The organism is Sphingomonas quercus, assembly GCF_018863195.1.
GTDB lineage: Bacteria > Pseudomonadota > Alphaproteobacteria > Sphingomonadales > Sphingomonadaceae > Solisphingomonas > Solisphingomonas quercus.
The window spans coordinates 55649-72366 of sequence record NZ_JAHKRT010000009.1 but is presented as its reverse complement, the minus strand read 5'-3'; the positions used below and the strand labels follow the sequence as shown (position 1 = coordinate 72366).

Sequence of the window (16718 nt, the reverse complement as noted above, 5' to 3'; positions counted from 1 at the left end):
CAATGCGTTTCAGTCCGGCCGTGCCCCGGCTCAGGTGAAATGATGTTACGTGTGCCGGCAACTCCGCGCGCCGTTATTGGTTCCCGGCGCCGCTATTGCTGAGCGCATTGATCTCGGCCATCAGCGCCAGTGCGTTGCCGATTGCCGCCGAACCGGCGGTATTGTCGAAGATGCACCACGCCTGCTGCGTGTCGGCGGCGGCTACGCGAAGCCGGCGCGCATAGTCCGCGATCGCCGAGGCGTGGTAGGAGGAGCGATACATCACGGGCGAGCCGTGGAGGCGCCAGTAAGCGAGGCCCGGCCAGCCGCCCGGCACGGCCGCCGCCGCCGCCAGTGCCGGGTCCGCCGCCGCCCGCGCGATGCCGAGCCGCGTCAGCAGCTGATCCGCCTCGGGCGTGAACCATGTCGCGTTGCGCGGCTCGCAGACGATGTCGGCGTCGGTCAGGCCGCGCAGCATCGTGAAGAACCGTTCGACCGTGGCCGGCTCGAAAGCCAGCTTCGGAGGCAATTGCACCAGCATGATCGCGAGCTTGCCGCCCATGGCCCCCACCTCGCTGGCGAATTGCACGGCCGGCGCCTCGGCATCGACCAGCTTCGCCTCGTGAGTGATCGCCCTCGGGACCTTCACCGCGAAACGGAACCCGTCCGGCACGCTGTCCGCCCATCGCGCCCAGGTGGCGGGGCGATGCGGGCGATAGAAAGAGGAGTTCACCTCGACGCCACGAAACACCCGCGCATAACGCGCGAGTGCCGGGCCTTCGGCCGGAAACGCTCCGGCCTCCTTGCGCGCGATGCTCCAGCCCGCGGTGCCGACCACCGGGCCGCGAACGGCGCTCACTTGGGAGAGGCAATCCTGAGCTTGCGCCGGGCCGAGGGCGCGGCAACGGCTTCCGGGGCGGCGGCGGGCTTCTTGCGGCCAAGGCCGATCTTCTTGGCCATATCGCGGCGGCGTTCGGAATAATCGGCCGAAACCATCGGATAGTCGCGCGGCAGGTCGAATGCCTCACGATAGCTTTCCGGCGTATAGCCATGACCGGCGAGGTGGCGACGCAAGGTGTGATATTTGCGGCCGTCGATCATCGAGACGATGCCGTCGTGCTTGATGCTGGCGCGGACCGACACGGCGCCGCGGGGCTTTTCGGGCTCGACCGCCGGCGCCTTGCCGAGGCCGGCCAGCGCGCCATGCACGGCCTTGATCAGGGAAGGCAATTCGGCGGCCGAAATCGCGTTGTTGCTGATATGCGACGTCACGATATCAGTGGTGAGGTCGATCATGTTGGCGGCAACATCTTGGTCGGACATCGAGTGCTTCCCTTAAAATTTCCGGAGCGAGCGCCATGCGCTAGTTGTCTGGTGCAAAACGCACGATGAACGGAGATGGTCCGATCAACTCCGCCGCGACTGCGGATCGCACCGCCGCCGCCGATCGTTCGCCCTCCATGTCCGAGGAAAACGTGCCACCGCCGCCCATGGAGGCGCGCCTTGTCGAGGCGCTGCCGGATGGGGATGGCTGGCAATTCGAACCGAAATGGGATGGTTTCAGGGCGCTTGCCCGACGGCAGGGCGACACCGTCGAGCTCTGGTCGAAGTCGGGCAAGCCGCTCAATCGCTATTTCCCGGACGTGGCGGCGCTTCTCGGAGGCTTGCGCGAGCGCCATTTCCTGCTCGACGGCGAATTGATCATCCCGGTCGGCGATCACCTCTCCTTCGCGGCGCTGCAGGCGAGGCTTCACCCCGCCGCGTCGCGCGTGGCCAGGCTCGTCGCCGAGGCGCCGGCGCAGTTCATGCTGTTCGATTGCCTGAGCCTCGGATCGGAAGATCTCGCCGACGCGCCGCTGTCTGCACGCCGAGACCGGCTGGAGCGATTCCATGCCGGGGAGGATGCCGCGGGATTGCTGCTGTCGCCATGCACGTGCGACCGCGACACCGCCAGTGACTGGCTGGCGAGGAGCGGCGGCGCACTCGACGGAATCATCGCCAAGCACCGCGACGAGCCCTATCGCCCGGGGGTCCGCGCCATGGTCAAGCTCAAGCGGCTGCGCACCGCCGACTGCGTGGTCGGCGGGTATCGCAGCAATGAAAAGGGCGATGTCGTGTCGCTACTGCTCGGGCTCTACGATGCAGAGGGCCGGCTCGACCATGTCGGCTTCACCTCCGCCTTCGCCACGGCCGAGCGCGCCGGGCTGCGCGACATCGTCGCCCCGGCCGAAGGGCCACCCGGCTTCACCGGCGACGCGCCGGGCGGCCCCAGCCGCTGGAATGGCGGCGAGGCCAGGCCCTATGTGCCGCTCCGTCACGAACTCGTGGCGGAGGTCGTCTATGATCAGCTCACCGCTGGTCGCTTCCGGCATGGCACCCGCTTCCTGCGCTGGCGGCCGGACAAGGCGCCCCCGCTCTGCACGCGCGACCAGCTGGTTCGGGAGCTTCGCCCCGATGCGCTGGCCCTTCCCGGCTGAGGGGATACTGCATTGCCGAAGCTGAAGGTCTACCGGACATCGATCGGATTTCACGACGCCTATGTCGCCGCGCCGAGCCAGAAGGCCGCGCTCGCCGCCTGGGGTGCCGGCAGCAACCTGTTCGCGCGCGGCGAGGCCGAGCTGGTCGAGGACGCCAGCCTGGCCGAGGAGCCGCTGGCCCACCCCGGCAAGGTGATCAAGCGATCGCGCGGGAGCACTGTCGACCATCTTGCCGCCTTGCCGGCCGACCGCCCGAAGGCGCGCGCAAAAACCGACGACAATGCCGATCGCAAGCCTCGCAGGGCTACGGCGAAGGCCGGGGCGCCACCGACTCCCCGCCCGAGCCGCACGGCACTCGACAAGGCCGAGGAGGCGCTGGAACGCGCGATCGCCCGCCGCGATGCCGGAGCGCGGGAATTCAAGCGGCGTCAGGCGGAGCTGGATGAGGAACGCCACCGCGCCGAACAGGCGGCCGACGCGGAGATCAGCCGGCGGGAACAGGCGCGGGAGCATGAAAAGGCGGCTTATGATCGCGCCATCAAGGCCTGGCGGGGCTGAGCAGACGGGGTACGGGGGGGGGCATCATAAACCCCGGAAAATCAATGTTTCCCGGGGTTTATGATGGTGGGCGTGGCAAGGATTGAACTTGCGACCCCTGCGATGTCAACACAGTGCTCTACCACTGAGCTACACGCCCAAGGGGGCCGCCTCTAGCGGGGCAGCTCGCGCAACGCAAGCCACTCTCTGTCAGCTCGACCCGGAGGCGCTGTCGACGCGGAACATGCGCTCCACCTCGGTGACGAGTTCGCGCAGGTGGAAGGGCTTGGACAGGACCTTGGCGTTGCTCGGCGCGTTGCCCGCCTTCAGCGCGACGGCCGCGAAGCCGGTAATGAACATCACGCGCAGGCCCGGCGCGATCGCCGCCGCGCGCTGGGCGAGCTCGATCCCGTCCATCTCCGGCATGACGATGTCAGTGAGCAGCAGATCGAACTGCTCGCGCTCCAGATAAGGGATGGCGGCAGTGCCGCGATCGACGGCGGTGACGGCATAACCCGTCCGCTCCAACGCGCGCACGAGATATTCGCGCATCGAATCATCGTCCTCAGCCAGCAGGATGCGAATCATGACAGCGCGTTTTCCCCAGTAAATCGTCTATCCGATGGCCCCGTACATGCCGCCAGGTTAACAATCGGGTATGCTGGCGCCCTTCCCCATTGCGCCATGGATCATCCTTAGCCTACCACGAACGGGTGATCACGTCGCCTAGTGAATCCGGCGGGGCGGAGCCAGTGTTTCTACGCCTCGGGCCCGCCATCCCCACCCATCCGGTGGTGATCACGGTGCCGCATGCCGGCCGCGATTATCCGCCCCCTCTTCTCGCCGCCGCTCGCGTCGGCACGCATGCGTTGCAGGCGCTGGAAGATCGCCACGCCGATCTGCTGATCGAAGCGGCCGTGGCAGGCGGGGCGGTGGCGCTGGTGGCGCGCCGCGCCCGCGCCTGGATCGACCTCAATCGCGGCGAGCGCGAGCTGGACCGGACGATGATCGATCCCGCCCCGCCCGCCGCCCAGATCGACGAGACCGCCAAGGTCCGCGGCGGCCTCGGCCTGATCCCGCGACGCGGACCCGGCGGCGCGGAGCTGTGGCGGCGGGGCTTCGCGCCGGACGAGGTGGCGGCGCGGATCGCTGCGGATCATCGCCCCTGGCATGGCGCGATCGAATCGCTGCTGGCGGCGACCCGTGCGCGATTCGGCGTGGCGGTGCTGCTCGATCTTCATTCCATGCCGCCCCTGCCGCCGGGCCGGCTCGGCAAGCCGCCGCAGCTCGTCACCGGCGACCGCCATGGCCGCAGCGCCGCCGGCTGGGGGCGCGGCGTGTTGGCCGCGCAGGCCCGGGCGGCCGGGCTCGTCCACGCCGCGAACACGCCCTACGCCGGCGGCGAGACGCTGGCCCGCCACGGCCGGCCGGAAGCGAACATCCATGCGTTGCAGCTGGAGATTGATCGCGCGCTCTACCTCGCGCCGGACCTGCGCACGCCCGGCCTCGGCCTTGGCGACATGACCGCGCTCGTCGCGCGGATGACGGCAGCGCTGGCCGCGGTCGCGCTCGGCTCCGTCCAGTCCATCGCGGCCGAATAACAGCCATAAAAAACCACCTCGTGCGCAACGGCACGAGGTGGCCAAGGTTCAGGGAGGAAGCGCGCCGGGGAGGCGCGCTAACGGCGGGTCGCGAAAGGGGGACACGCCCCGCACGTCATCACATAAATAGGTCAGACGTCAGATGGTTTCAAGCCGGGACAGAATTTTTCGTTGCGAGCGCGATAAATGCGCATCAGCGGCCTCGGGGCGGACGATCATCCGAACGCAGACCGCCGCCCCGGGGCATTCCCCGGGGCGGCGGCGCGGATATGAGGGGCGGGTGCCGCCCGTTCAAGCGAGGATCAGAGCGGCGCGACCGGCAGCTGCTGCGGCGGCAGCTTGCCCTGCTCGATCTGGCGGGCGAAGACTTCGCGGATGAGTTGCAGCGAGAAGAGATGGGCGAAGATCACCGCCATCATCCCGGACTGCACCATCTTGCGGGCAACATCGCCGCGAAGGTTCTGCAGCGCCTCTTCCGAGACCATCTGGAAGCCGCGATAGACGAAGGGCTGCGGATAGCCTTCCTGCTGGATGGTGAACTCGCCGTCGATCAGCAGCTTCTGGTCGGTCAGCTCCTTCATGAAGGCCGCGGTACGCTGGCCGGCCATCTCGAATTGCTCGCAGAAGCCGAGGATGTTCTTGACCTCGTCGGTCGGCTGGCCGTCGACGAACAGCGGCTCGCCATCCTCGAACGGGCCGATTACCTCGGTCGTCGGATCGAAGCACAGCGACAGGTCCTGCGCGTTGGGCGACAGCCGCGCCAGCATCCACGGATAGCGGCGCGCATAGGCCGGCACATAGACGTTGTCGGTGAGCTTGCCGGCCTCGTCCACGAAGGTATTCACGCCCTCGTTGAGGCCCATCAGCGCCAGCGGCACCGCGTCCGGCCCGGAAGAGAAGACGATCGGGAAATAACGCTGAGCGGTGGGGATCTCCTCCACCGTCACGGGAATGGCGTGGGCGCCGACGAGGAAGGGCGCGCCCTCCACCCGGCGGGACTTCCACTCCGCATGCTGCTGGCTCGAGAGCGGCTCGAGCCCGTTGTAGAACAGCGGCAGACCGCTCTGAGGATTGCTAGCCAACGAAAATCTCCTGAAGGAACTTTGGCCGTCTATGAAAGAGACGGCGCTTCGGCAAGCGGCACCAGCACGCCCGGGTTCATGATTCCGCCCGGATCGAGGGCATTCTTGATCGCGCGCATCGCCGCCAGACGCGCCGGATCGGCGAGCCGCGCGAACTCGGCCCGCTTCAGCCGGCCGATGCCATGTTCGGCCGACAGCGTGCCCCCGGCCGCGGTGACGAGATCATGGACGAAGGCGCTGACCACCGCCCCCTGCTGCGCGAACCAGGCGCGATCGTCGGCGCCGGCGGGGGCGCGGACGTTGAAATGGACATTGCCGTCGCCGAGATGGCCGAAGGCGATCACCCGCACCCCGGCGAAGCGCGCCTCCACCGCCGCGCGCGCCTCGGCCATGAACCCCGGCATCGCGGAGACCGGCACGGCGATGTCGTGCTTGGCCGCCATGCCGTCGATGCGCTCGGCCTCGGAGATGCTTTCGCGCAGCCGCCACAGCGCGTCCGCCTGCGCCTCGCTGGTGGCGATCACCGCGTCCTCGGCAAGGCCGGTGGCGAGAATCGCCTCGTCGAGCGGCACCGGCGGCGCGCCCTTTGGCGCCACCGCCTCGATCAGCACATGCCAGCGATGCCCGCGGGCCAGCGGCGCGCGGGTGCCCGGAATGTGACGCAGGACGAGCTCCAGCGCGTCGGCGGGCACGATCTCGAAGCTCTCGATCGCGTCGCCGGTCGCGCCTTCCAGCTGGCGCAGCAGCACCAGCGCGTCCTGCGCGGTAGCAAGGCCGACCCAGGCGACGGTGCGGCTGCCCGCCGCCGGCACCAGCCGCAGCGCGGCCGCGGTGATCACGCCCAGCGTTCCCTCGGCGCCGGCCAGCAACTGGCGCAGATCATAGCCGCGATTATCCTTGCGCAGCGCCGACAGCCCTTCGAACAGCCCGCCATCGGGCAACACCGCCTCGATGCCGAGCACCAGCGCGCGCATCGGGCCGAAGCGCAGCACCTGCGTGCCGCCGGCATTGGTCGAGACGAGGCCGCCCACCGTGGCCGAGCCCTTCGCCGCCAGCGACAGCGGGAAGCGACGCCCCGCCGCCTCTGCCGCGACATGGACGTCGTGGAGGATCGTGCCGGCCTCGGCGACGAGCATATTATCTTCCGGCGAGACCCGCCGCACCGCGTTCATCCGCCGCAGCGACAGGATCAGCGCATCCGGATCGTCGGCGGTGGCGCCCGCCACCATCGAGGTATTGCCGCCCTGCGGAACCACCGGCACGCCCGCCGCCGCCGCCGCCGCGACGACGAAGGCGACTTCGTCGCGATCGGCCGGCGAGACCAGCGCCGCCGCCCGGCCCCGCATCCGCCCGCGCCAGTCGACCAGCCACGGCGCCATCGCGTCACGATCGGCGGTGAAGCCGCGCGGTCCCAGCCTGCGGGCGAGTCGGTCGAGCAAGTCGGTCATCGGGCGTCTATAGGACGCGGGTGCGCGCCCATCCAATTCATCCATCATTCAACCGGCTTGACCAAAGCCCTTTTGGCCGATGAGAGCCGAATCATGATCGCTTTGGTGCCGTTGCTGGCGAGCTTCCTCGCCGCGGCCACGCCCGCTCCCGCGCCCGAACCGGACGCGGACGCCTGGGCGTGGGCGGGCGTGGCGATGGCCCAGGCGTCGATCACCATCCGTCAGCGCGTCATCGTGCGGGTACCCGTGCCGGCGCCGGCCAAGGCGGCGGAGGCGCCGATCACCCGCTGGCGCGAGCGCCGCGGCCCGCGCTGCATCCCGCTGGACGACATCGCCGGCGCGCAGATCACGGCGCGCGACAGCGTCGACCTGATCCTGCGCGGCGGCATGCGCCTGCGCGCGGAGCTGGAGGATGAATGCCCGGCGCTCGATTTCTACGGCGGCTTCTATCTCCGCCCTGGCCCCAACAGGCAGATTTGCGCGGATCGCGACGAGGTGCATACCCGTTCCGGCGGGCAATGCGTGATCGAGCGATTCAAGCTGATGGTGCCCGTCCGCGCGCGCTGAAGTGCCGCGCCACCGCATCCGGCACGCGCATCAGCTTGACAAAAGCCGCCTGCTCTGTCCTAGCGATTAATATCCTGCGCGCCTCCGGACACGCACTCTTTTCACCGGATAATGCATGACTTTTGCCGATCTCGGCCTTTCCGACGAACTGCTGAAGGCCGTCAACGAGGCCGGATACACCACGCCCACGCCGATCCAGGCGGCGGCGATCCCGCCCGTGCTGATGAACCGTGACCTCATCGGCATCGCCCAGACCGGCACCGGCAAGACGGCATCCTTCGTGCTGCCGATGATCGACATCCTCGCCCATGGCCGCGCCCGCGCGATGATGCCGCGGTCGCTGATCCTCGAGCCGACGCGCGAACTGGCCGCGCAGGTTGCCGAGAATTTCGAGAAATACGGTAAGTTCCACAAGCTCAGCATGGCGCTGCTGATCGGCGGCGTGTCGATGGGCGACCAGACCAAGGCGCTGGAAAAGGGCGTCGACGTGCTGATCGCCACGCCCGGCCGGCTGATGGACCTGTTCGGGCGCGGCAAGATCCTGTTGTCGGGCTGCTCGACCCTCGTCATCGACGAGGCGGACCGCATGCTCGACATGGGCTTCATCCCCGACATCGAGGAAATCTGCACCAAGCTGCCGGCGACGCGGCAGACGCTGCTGTTTTCCGCGACGATGCCGCCGCCGATCAAGAAGCTGGCGGACAAGTTCCTGTCGAACCCGAAATATGTCGAGGTGGCGCGGCCGGCGACGGCCAACACCTCGATCGACCAGAAGCTGGTCGAGGTCGCATCCCGCAACAAGCGCGCCACGCTGGCGCGGATGCTGGCGGATGACGCGGTGAAGACGGCGATCATCTTCTCCAACCGCAAGACCACGGTGCGCGACCTGGCGCAGAGCCTGAAGCGCGACGGCTTCCGCGCCGGCCAGATCCATGGCGACATGGAGCAGCCCGAGCGGCTGCGCGAGCTCGACCGCTTCAAGGCCGGCGAAATCAATATCCTCGTCGCCTCCGACGTCGCCGCGCGCGGGCTCGACATCAAGGGCGTCAGCCACGTCTTCAACTATGACGTGCCGTGGCATCCGGACGATTATGTCCATCGCATCGGCCGCACCGGTCGCGCCGGCGCCACCGGCACCGCCTATACGCTGGCGACGCCCGAAGACGCCGAAGCGGTGGCCAATATCGAAAAGCTGACCGGCGGGCCCATCCCTCGCCTCGCCGCGCCCGAGGTGAAGGCAGATCGCCCCGCCCGCACCGAGCGCACCGAGCGCCCTGCCGCCGAAGCGCGCCCCGCCGAAGAAAAGCCGACGCGGGCCCGGCGCGGCGGATCGCGCCGGCCCGATCGTGACGCGATTGAAACGAGCCAGAAGAACACGCCCGCGCCTCGCCCCCGGAAGGAAGACAGGCCGGCCGAGCCCGAAGTCGCGCGCGACGACGGCAGTTGGAACGGGCCGATTCCCGAGTTCCTCAAGCACGGATTCTCCAGCTAGTTCCTTGGTTCGCGATTTCTTTACCGTTTGACCTCTAGTCTTCCCTGTCCGCGGCTTATTGGATGAGGGCCTGGCAGCGAGACGATCGGAGGGGAAGTCGTGAGCCACATCGGCGACGTGATGGAGCGCATCGCTTCGCTCATGAGCGCGGGCGAGATCCCGCCGACCCCGGCCAATTATGAATTCTGGTATCGCTACGTCACCGGCGCCGACCCGGAGCTGGTGGAGGCGATCGACGCCATCATGCGGACGGCCGGCCGGGTCAGCCCGCGCGCGATGGATAATGTCCGGCGCGAGCTTTACGGCGGCGGCGGCCGCGGCACGCTCAACCGCCTGCTCGACGATGCGCGCCGCCAGCTCGAGGCGCTCGAGAATTTCGTCGGCCGCACCGAGGCCAGCACGCGCGACTATCGCGTCGCCCTCGACGACGGGCAACAGGTGCTGGCGAGCAGCGTCACGCTGGAAAAGCAGCGCGCGATGCTCGCCGAGATGGTGCGCGCCACCAACGCAATGATGCAGAAGACCAAGCGCCTCGAAAAGGACCTGGCCAATTCCTCGCACCAGATCGACCGGCTCAAGGCCGATCTGGAGATCGCGCGCTCCGAATCGCGCACCGATCCGCTCACCGGGCTCGCCAATCGCAAGGCCTGCATTGATTATCTCGACGCGCAGATCCTGCGCGCGCGGGTCGAGATGCGCTGCCTTGCCGCGGTGTTCCTCGACATCGATCATTTCAAGCATTTCAACGACAGCTTCGGCCATCGCATGGGCGACGAGGTGCTGCGGCTGGTCGCGCAAAGCCTGGAGCGTTTCTGCCACGGCGTAGGCTTCCCGGCGCGATGGGGCGGCGAGGAATTCATCGTCGTCGTCCCGGGCCGCTCGATCGCCGAGGTGGCGGAGCTGGCCGAACGGTTTCGCGCGTTCATCGCCTCGCGCACGGTGCGCGCCAAGCAATCCCATCGCGATGTCGGCCGGATCACCGTGTCGCTCGGCGTCGCCCAGCTCAACCTCGACGAGACCGCGCAGGACCTCGTCGATCGCGCCGACGCGATGCTTTACGAAGCGAAGACCGGCGGGCGAAACCGCGTCGCCGTGGCATGGCCTGCCGGGCAGGAGCAGGCGGCGGCCTAGGATCTGAACCTTGGCCGCCCCGCGTGCGATGCCGTTGTTCAGGCGGGCTTTCGATAGCGCACCCGGAAGGCGTCGGCCCATTCCCGCAGCCGCCCCGCCGCGATGGCATCGCGCAGGCCCTGCATGACCTGCTGGTAGAACCACAGATTATGCTCGGTCATCAGCATCGCGCCGAGCATCTCGCCGGAGCGGACAAGATGATGGAGATAGGCCTTGCTCCACGGCGCCGCGGGGCTGTCGGGGTCGAGCGGGGTCATATCCTCGGCAAAGCGGGCGTTGCGAATGTTTAGCGGCCCGTCCCAGGTGAAGGCCTGGCCGTTGCGGCCGGAGCGGGTCGGCAGCACGCAGTCGAACATGTCGATGCCGCGCTCCACCGCGCCGACGATATCGTCCGGCTTGCCGACGCCCATCAGATAGCGCGGCCTGGCGGGATCGAGCTGGCCGGGCGCGTAATCGAGGCAGGCGAACATCGCCTCCTGACCCTCCCCCACCGCGAGGCCACCCACGGCATAGCCGTCAAAGCCGATATCGAGCAGCGCGTCGGCCGAGGCCTTGCGCAGCCCCTCGTCGAGCGCGCCCTGCTGGATGCCGAAGATCGCGGCCCGCTCCGCATGCGCGCCGCCGGCGTCGAACGCCGCCCGGGACCGGCGCGCCCAACGCATCGACCGCTCCATCGCCGCGGCCTGCTGGTCGCGCGTGGTGGTGGTCGGCACCAGCTCGTCGAACGCCATGACGATGTCGGAGCCGAGCAGCCGCTGAATCTCGATCGAGCGTTCCGGCGACAGCATGTGGCGCGAGCCATCGAGATGGCTGGCGAAGGACACGCCCTCCTCGGTCACCTTGGTCAGCGCGGACAGGCTCATCACCTGATAGCCGCCGCTGTCGGTGAGGATCGGCCGGTCCCAGCCCATGAACGCATGCAGCCCGCCGAGGCGATCCATCCGCTCCGCGCCAGGGCGGAGCATCAGGTGATAGGTGTTGCCGAGGATGATGTCGGCGCCCGTCGCGCGGACGCTCGCCGGCTTCATCCCCTTGACGGTGGCCGCGGTGCCAACCGGCATGAAGGCGGGAGTGCGAATCTCGGCGCGCTGCATGGCGATGGTGCCGGTGCGCGCCTTGCCGTCGGTGGCGGCGATGGTGAACTGAAAGCGGGGGGTGGTCATGGGACGCCCCATGCCATCCCGCTCGCCTCACGTCATCCCACCGCCTCGAACGGCAGGTCCAGCGCCTCGGCCACCGCCTGGTGGCGGATCTTGCCGCCCGAGACGTTGAGGCCGGCGGCGAGGTGGCGATCCTGCGCCATCGCCTGCTCCGGCCCCTTGCCGGCGATGGCGCGGACGAACGGAAGGGTGGCGTTGTTGAGCGCGAAGGTGGAGGTGCGCGCCACCGCGCCGGGCATGTTCGCCACGCAATAATGGATGATGCCGTCCACCTCGAAGGTGGGATGGTCATGGGTGGTCGGGCGCGATGTCTCGAAGCAGCCGCCCTGGTCGATGGCGATGTCGACGAGCACCGCCCCGCGCTTCATCAGCTTGAGGTTGTCGCGGGTCACCAGCTTGGGGGCCGCGGCGCCCGGGATCAGCACCGCGCCGATGACCAGGTCCGCCTCGGCCAGCGCGGCGAGGATCGCGCCGTGATTGGAGAAGGCCGTCTTCACCCGCCCCTCGAACATGGTGTCGAGCTCGGCGAGGCGCACCGTCGAGATGTCGAAGATGGTGACGTCGGCGCGCGCGCCGGCCGCCATCTGCGCCGCGTTGACGCCGGCCACGCCGCCGCCGAGGATGACGACCTTGCCCGGCGCCACGCCCGGCACGCCGCCGAGCAGGATGCCGCGACCGCCCTGTTCCTTCTCGAGGCTGTGCGCGCCCACCTGCACCGACATGCGGCCCGCGACCTCGGACATCGGGCGCAGCAGCGGCAGGCCGCCGCGATCCTCGGTTACGGTTTCATAGGCGATGCAGGTGGCGCCCGAGGCGATCAACGCCTCGGCCTGCGGCTTGTCGGCGGCGAGGTGGAGGTAGGTGAACAGGGTCTGGTCGGCGCGGAGCATGGCGCACTCATGGAGCTGTGGCTCCTTCACCTTCACGATCAACTCGGCCTCGGCGAAGATCGCGGCGGCATCGCCGATGATCCGCGCGCCGGCCTTCTCATAATCGCCGTCCTCGAATCCGATGCCCAGCCCCGCCCCGGTTTCGACGAGCAACTCATGCCCGCGATGGGCGAGGTCCATCACCGCCTCCGGCGTCAGGCCGACGCGATATTCATGGACCTTGATTTCCTTAGGCACGCCGATCCGCATCATCATCCTCCCGATGCCCACCCCGTCTGGCGAGAGATAGCGCGTTTCCGGCGGGATTTGCTATCGCAGTTGGTCTCCGATGATACGGTCGCGCGAATTTCTTGCGGCCGAACCGGCTTTCGCAGGATATTATCGCGACCATGGACAGGATGGACCAAAAGATCGTCGCCATACTCCGCCGCGACGGCGCGCTGACCGGCGTGGAGCTCGGGGAGCGCGTCGGCCTCTCGGCATCGGCCGCTCACCGGCGGGTGAAGGCGATGGAGGCAGAGGGGCTGATCCGCGGCTATCGCGTCCGCTTCTCCCCGCAGGCGCTGGGCATGCCTTCCACCCTCTTCGTATCGGTGACGCTGACCGACCAGCGACAAGAAACGCTGGAGCGCTTCGAGGCCGCGCTGAAGCGCTGCGAGCAGGTCGTCGAAGCGCATCTGATGGGGGGCGAAATCGACTATAACGTCAAGCTCGCCATCCCTGCCGACGACAGCTACGAGCGTGTTCACCGCGACGTGCTGGCGGTCCTTCCCGGCGTCGAACGACTGCGATCACAGATCAGCATCCGCGCTGTTGTCGAACAGGCGTAGAGCCGGCCCGCAGCGGAAGGCCTGCCGATCAATCGCCGCTAATCTCGCCGTCACCATCCTTCTCCCGGGCTTCCACGCGGCGCCGGCGGGCGGACTGGATAATGCCCTCGATCTCGAACAGCAGCGCGCGCCCCTGATCGGCTTTGCCATTCTCGTCCGCCGGGTCGTCGGCAAACAGGGCCTTCGCGCGCGCGGCGAGGTCGATCAGCGCGGCATATCGATCCTCGCCGAGCTTCTTGCGGACGACGCCAAAACTCTCGGTGAGAACGTGAAATTCACTGTCGATGTTGCGGTGGGGGAAGTCGCCCGCCTTGTCGATGAATGTCGGGGCGAACAAGATCATGGATCCGATCTGATCGTATATTTCACTGTAGGTCTTCGCCACATATGGAACATATTTTCGATACGAGCTTCCTCGATGTGCATTCATGCATGTTACTCCGGGCGAGTGATTATGTAGCTCGAACCGGGGCTGAGTTGCCTCGGGCGTATGATTATCACCTGCTCAGGCCTGAAATCGGCGTTGAAAAAGCCGCGGACCTGAGGCGTAGCAAGGTTCTTGCGCGTGAGTGTCACGTCGAAGGCGGCGTCACCCACCCGGGCGTCCGGCCTTCTGTAGGACTTCTCGCTGACCGAATTTTCGCGCCGGTTTACGCGTATGACGGGATCGCTTTCCTCATTGATACCATAGTTACGGAAGTTATCGCGCAACGCCTTTCGCACCTCGCGGTCGACGAAGTTGCCCAACGCCTCTTCGTTTGACAGACGTGGATTCAACTTGCCTGCGCGCAACTGCCTCAGTCCTGCCTCGTAAGCTATATCGGCTCGTCTCTGCATCAAACGCAATGTCTCGAGTTTCATCGGCTCAATTTCACGTAATTTACGCATAAACGCGACGGCACGATCGAAGCGCATGTCGTTCAGCTGGTTCGTCCAGCCTTCGTGCGTGGATGGGGCGCCTAATGAGTCGTATCGATAATCCGGGTCGATGGCTTTGATCTGTGCGAATATTATATTGCTGTAGCGCGACATCCCCGCCGTCAGCGCTCCCCGCCCGAAGAAGAAGTCGACAGCGTCGTTCGCCAGACCAATGACAGCCCCGCTCGGCGCGCCAGCCAGTCCCGGAAAGCTCTGCTCCAATGTCATCGGGTCCTGGAACGGGCCGATGCTGCCGCCGCGGCCGCGCCGCACCCGCCTGGTCAGGCCGGCCTGCGCACCCTCGCCGTCCGGCCGGCAGACGCCGCCGGCCAGCGACGCCCGGCGTCCGCCCTCCTCCCCGTCATGGCTCCGGGCCGCGCCGACGACGATGAGCCGCTTCTTCTCCGGGTCCTGCCAGGATTTGAACCCGGTTTCGACGCGCTCGCCGGCTGGCGGCACTTCGCCCGTTCGCACCCAGAGCGCAAAAACCTTCAGTCTCCTGGCAACCTCATCCGTATTAAGTTCGGTGACAGTCTCCACGCTTCGTTCTCCCGCTCGAGGCGGTGAGAACATTTCGAGAACAAATTCCTGAGGAACAACTGGCCGATCGGCCAGTCCGCCATGTCCGATATCGGATGAGCCGGCCTTGACGCGCCTCGCCCGGTCTCCGATGAACAGGCGCTTTCCCTGATGGAAGGGCCGGATCGTGGACCGCAGGCAGTTTCTCCAGTCGGGTGCCGCGCTGGCCCTGCTCGCGGGCGGCACCGGACGGGCCATGGCGCAGGCGACAGGGCCGGCCCCTCGCGCGCAATATGACGCGATCCTCGAGAAGATCCTCGCCGCCTCGCCGCAAATGGCGACGACATTGGGCCTCGACAGCGGCGCGCATGCCCCGCTCAAGTCGCGGCTCGACAGCCGCGACCGCGCGCATCGGCTCAACCTCTACCAGCCGCTTCTCGAGGCGCAGGCGGCACTCGCCGCCGCGCCGCGCGACGGCCTGGGCGGGCGTGACCGCGCCTGGCTCGATACCGCGCGCTGGAATGCGGATGCCGCCGCGCGCATCGCCGCCTTCCCCTACGGCGTGGTCGACAATGGCTATAATTATCCCTGTCCATACGCCGTCAGCCAGCTCACCGGCGCCTATGTGTCAGTGCCGGACTTCCTCCATGCCCAGCACGTCATCGCCAATCGCGACGATTGCGAAGCCTATCTCGCGCGCCTCGCCTCGTTGCCCGGCCTCGTCGATCAGGACACCGCAACGACCATTGCCGATGCCGGTCGCGGGGTGGTGCCGCCCGGGTTCGTGATCGATCGCGCCCTCGTCCAGCTTAACGCGCTTCGCGCCGACAGGGGCGAGAATGCGGGGCTGGTCAGGTCGCTCGCCGCGCGCGCCGTCACCGCCGCCGTGCCGGGCGAGTGGCAGGCACAGGCGGTGGCGATCGTCGATGGGCCGCTCGCTGCCGCGCTCACCCGCCAGATCGAGGCGATGACCAGCCTGAGGGCACGCGCCGCCGCGATGGCCGGCGTCGGCCGGCTGCCCCAGGGCGCGGCCTATTATGCGATGTGCCTGCGATTCCACACCACCACCGAGATGTCTCCGGCAGCGGCGCACAAGGTCGGGCTGGCGCAGGTGGCGGAAATCAGCGCGCGGGCGGATGCGCTGATGCGCGCGCAGGGCCATGCGGGGGGCAGCGTCGCCCAGCGCATCACCGCACTCGGCAAGCAGCCGGACCAGTTGTGGCCGAACACCGACGCCGGCCGCGCCGCGCTGCTCGGCGACATCGAGGCGCGGCTGGCCGACATGCGCCGCCGGCTGCCCGCCTATTTCGACACGCTGCCGAGGACACCGCTCGAGGTGCGGCGCATTCCCCCGGCGATCGAGCTGGGCGCGCCGGGCGCCTATTCGCAATCGGGCAGCATCGACGGCAAGCGCCCGGGCGCGATCTATTTCAACCTGCACGATACCGCGAACTGGCCGAAATGGCTCCTCCCTTCCACCGTCTATCATGAGGGCTTGCCCGGCCATCACCTGCAGGGCTCGATCGCCAACGAGGATGCGGGCATCCCGACGCTGATCAAGCTGCTCGGCTCGGCAGCATATAATGAAGGCTGGGCGCTCTATGCGGAGCAGCTCGCCGACGAGATGGGCGTCTATGCCGATTTCCCGCTGGGCCGGCTCGGCATGCTGCAGGCTTCGCTGTTCCGCGCCTGCCGGATCGTCGTCGACACCGGCATGCACGCCCTCGGGTGGAGCCGCGAGCAGGCCATCGCCTATATGATCGACAATGCCGGCGAGACACAGGACGACGCGCGGCGCGAGGTGGAGCGCTATTGCGCATGGCCGGGGCAGGCCTGCGCCTACAAGATCGGCCATCTCGAATTTGCGCGCCAGCGCGAACAGGCGAAACGGCGCATGGGCGGGCGCTTCAATCTGAAGGGCTTCCACGATGCGGTGCTGCTCGGCGGAGCGATGCCGCTGTCGGTGATGGCGACGGTGGTCGACGAATGGTCACGGGGCGGCCGGCGCGGTTGACCCGTCCGGCGCCCGGCATGACACTCGGCTGATGATGGCGCGTTGAAGCGCCGCCCAAGAGCCGGAGAGAGAC

17 protein-coding genes and 1 tRNA gene are annotated in these 16718 nt (G+C 67.9%); 8 read left to right on the top strand and 10 right to left on the bottom strand.

Annotated elements, in window-relative coordinates; all coding sequences use genetic code 11:
* Positions 1–73: 73 nt before the first annotated feature.
* Both KOF26_RS15580 and KOF26_RS15575 read right to left on the bottom strand, forming a co-directional pair.
* Positions 74–838 carry a DUF72 domain-containing protein gene (locus KOF26_RS15580; RefSeq protein ID WP_216327150.1) on the bottom strand — a complete coding sequence of 255 codons (765 nt, stop codon included), beginning with the start codon at positions 836–838 and terminating at the stop codon, positions 74–76.
* On the bottom strand, positions 835–1302 hold the full coding sequence (locus tag KOF26_RS15575; protein WP_253201504.1) for a Ros/MucR family transcriptional regulator: 468 nt from the start codon (positions 1300–1302) through the stop codon (positions 835–837). The genes KOF26_RS15580 and KOF26_RS15575 overlap by 4 nt, the downstream gene beginning before the upstream one ends.
* A gap of 65 nt (positions 1303–1367) precedes the next feature.
* Here KOF26_RS15575 and KOF26_RS15570 point away from each other — a divergent pair, with 65 nt between their 5' ends.
* Both KOF26_RS15570 and KOF26_RS15565 read left to right on the top strand, forming a co-directional pair.
* Entirely contained in the window at positions 1368–2456 is a 1089-nt protein-coding gene (locus tag KOF26_RS15570) for an ATP-dependent DNA ligase (RefSeq protein WP_253201503.1), read from the top strand.
* Between the two features lie 12 nt (positions 2457–2468).
* A complete protein-coding gene (locus KOF26_RS15565) occupies positions 2469–3014 on the top strand; it encodes a hypothetical protein (protein ID WP_216327147.1) in 546 nt (181 codons plus the stop codon).
* A 64-nt stretch (positions 3015–3078) separates the two neighbouring features.
* Here KOF26_RS15565 and KOF26_RS15560 read toward each other — a convergent pair.
* Positions 3079–3153 (bottom strand) — tRNA-Val (locus KOF26_RS15560).
* A 50-nt stretch (positions 3154–3203) separates the two neighbouring features.
* Positions 3204–3581, bottom strand: coding sequence for a cell cycle two-component system response regulator CpdR (cpdR, locus tag KOF26_RS15555; RefSeq protein ID WP_216327144.1), 378 nt, complete (start codon positions 3579–3581; stop codon positions 3204–3206).
* A gap of 164 nt (positions 3582–3745) precedes the next feature.
* Between cpdR and KOF26_RS15550 the strand changes: the two genes are divergently transcribed.
* Positions 3746–4594: an N-formylglutamate amidohydrolase gene (locus KOF26_RS15550; protein ID WP_363182276.1), complete on the top strand. Its 849-nt coding sequence runs from the start codon at positions 3746–3748 to the stop codon at positions 4592–4594.
* Between the two features lie 302 nt (positions 4595–4896).
* Here the strand turns inward: KOF26_RS15550 and KOF26_RS15545 are convergent, their stop codons facing one another.
* The gene (locus KOF26_RS15545) at positions 4897–5676 is read right to left on the bottom strand and encodes a SapC family protein (protein ID WP_216327139.1); all 780 of its coding nucleotides are present in this window, start codon (positions 5674–5676) and stop codon (positions 4897–4899) included.
* Between the two features lie 29 nt (positions 5677–5705).
* A complete protein-coding gene (locus KOF26_RS15540) occupies positions 5706–7124 on the bottom strand; it encodes an FAD-binding oxidoreductase (RefSeq protein WP_216327136.1) in 1419 nt (472 codons plus the stop codon).
* A gap of 93 nt (positions 7125–7217) precedes the next feature.
* On the opposite strand from KOF26_RS15540, the gene KOF26_RS15535 reads away from it, so the two are divergent.
* From KOF26_RS15535 to KOF26_RS17450, 3 genes are all read left to right on the top strand, one after another.
* The gene (locus tag KOF26_RS15535) at positions 7218–7691 is read left to right on the top strand and encodes a hypothetical protein (RefSeq protein ID WP_216327134.1); all 474 of its coding nucleotides are present in this window, start codon (positions 7218–7220) and stop codon (positions 7689–7691) included.
* A 115-nt stretch (positions 7692–7806) separates the two neighbouring features.
* Positions 7807–9183 (top strand): DEAD/DEAH box helicase, encoded by a 1377-nt coding sequence (locus KOF26_RS15530; RefSeq protein WP_216327131.1) that lies wholly within the window; start codon positions 7807–7809, stop codon positions 9181–9183.
* 99 nt (positions 9184–9282) lie between these two features.
* Positions 9283–10314 (top strand): GGDEF domain-containing protein, encoded by a 1032-nt coding sequence (locus tag KOF26_RS17450; protein WP_216327128.1) that lies wholly within the window; start codon positions 9283–9285, stop codon positions 10312–10314.
* A 38-nt stretch (positions 10315–10352) separates the two neighbouring features.
* On the opposite strand, the gene tgt is transcribed toward KOF26_RS17450, so the two are convergent.
* Positions 10353–11477 carry a tRNA guanosine(34) transglycosylase Tgt gene (gene tgt / locus KOF26_RS15520; protein WP_216327124.1) on the bottom strand — a complete coding sequence of 375 codons (1125 nt, stop codon included), beginning with the start codon at positions 11475–11477 and terminating at the stop codon, positions 10353–10355.
* Between the two features lie 32 nt (positions 11478–11509).
* Positions 11510–12613: an alanine dehydrogenase gene (gene ald / locus KOF26_RS15515; protein WP_216327444.1), complete on the bottom strand. Its 1104-nt coding sequence runs from the start codon at positions 12611–12613 to the stop codon at positions 11510–11512.
* A 149-nt stretch (positions 12614–12762) separates the two neighbouring features.
* Between ald and KOF26_RS15510 the strand changes: the two genes are divergently transcribed.
* The gene (locus tag KOF26_RS15510; RefSeq protein WP_363182275.1) at positions 12763–13194 is read left to right on the top strand and encodes an Lrp/AsnC family transcriptional regulator; all 432 of its coding nucleotides are present in this window, start codon (positions 12763–12765) and stop codon (positions 13192–13194) included.
* Between the two features lie 28 nt (positions 13195–13222).
* On the opposite strand, the gene KOF26_RS15505 is transcribed toward KOF26_RS15510, so the two are convergent.
* Together KOF26_RS15505 and KOF26_RS15500 are read right to left on the bottom strand one after the other, a co-directional pair.
* Complete coding sequence (locus KOF26_RS15505; RefSeq protein WP_363182274.1) at positions 13223–13579, bottom strand: hypothetical protein; 357 nt, start codon at positions 13577–13579, stop codon at positions 13223–13225.
* 50 nt (positions 13580–13629) lie between these two features.
* Complete coding sequence (locus KOF26_RS15500; protein WP_253201501.1) at positions 13630–14652, bottom strand: hypothetical protein; 1023 nt, start codon at positions 14650–14652, stop codon at positions 13630–13632.
* 166 nt (positions 14653–14818) lie between these two features.
* Here KOF26_RS15500 and KOF26_RS15495 point away from each other — a divergent pair, with 166 nt between their 5' ends.
* Complete coding sequence (locus KOF26_RS15495) at positions 14819–16645, top strand: DUF885 domain-containing protein (protein WP_216327098.1); 1827 nt, start codon at positions 14819–14821, stop codon at positions 16643–16645.
* The last annotated feature ends 73 nt before the right edge of the window (positions 16646–16718 follow it).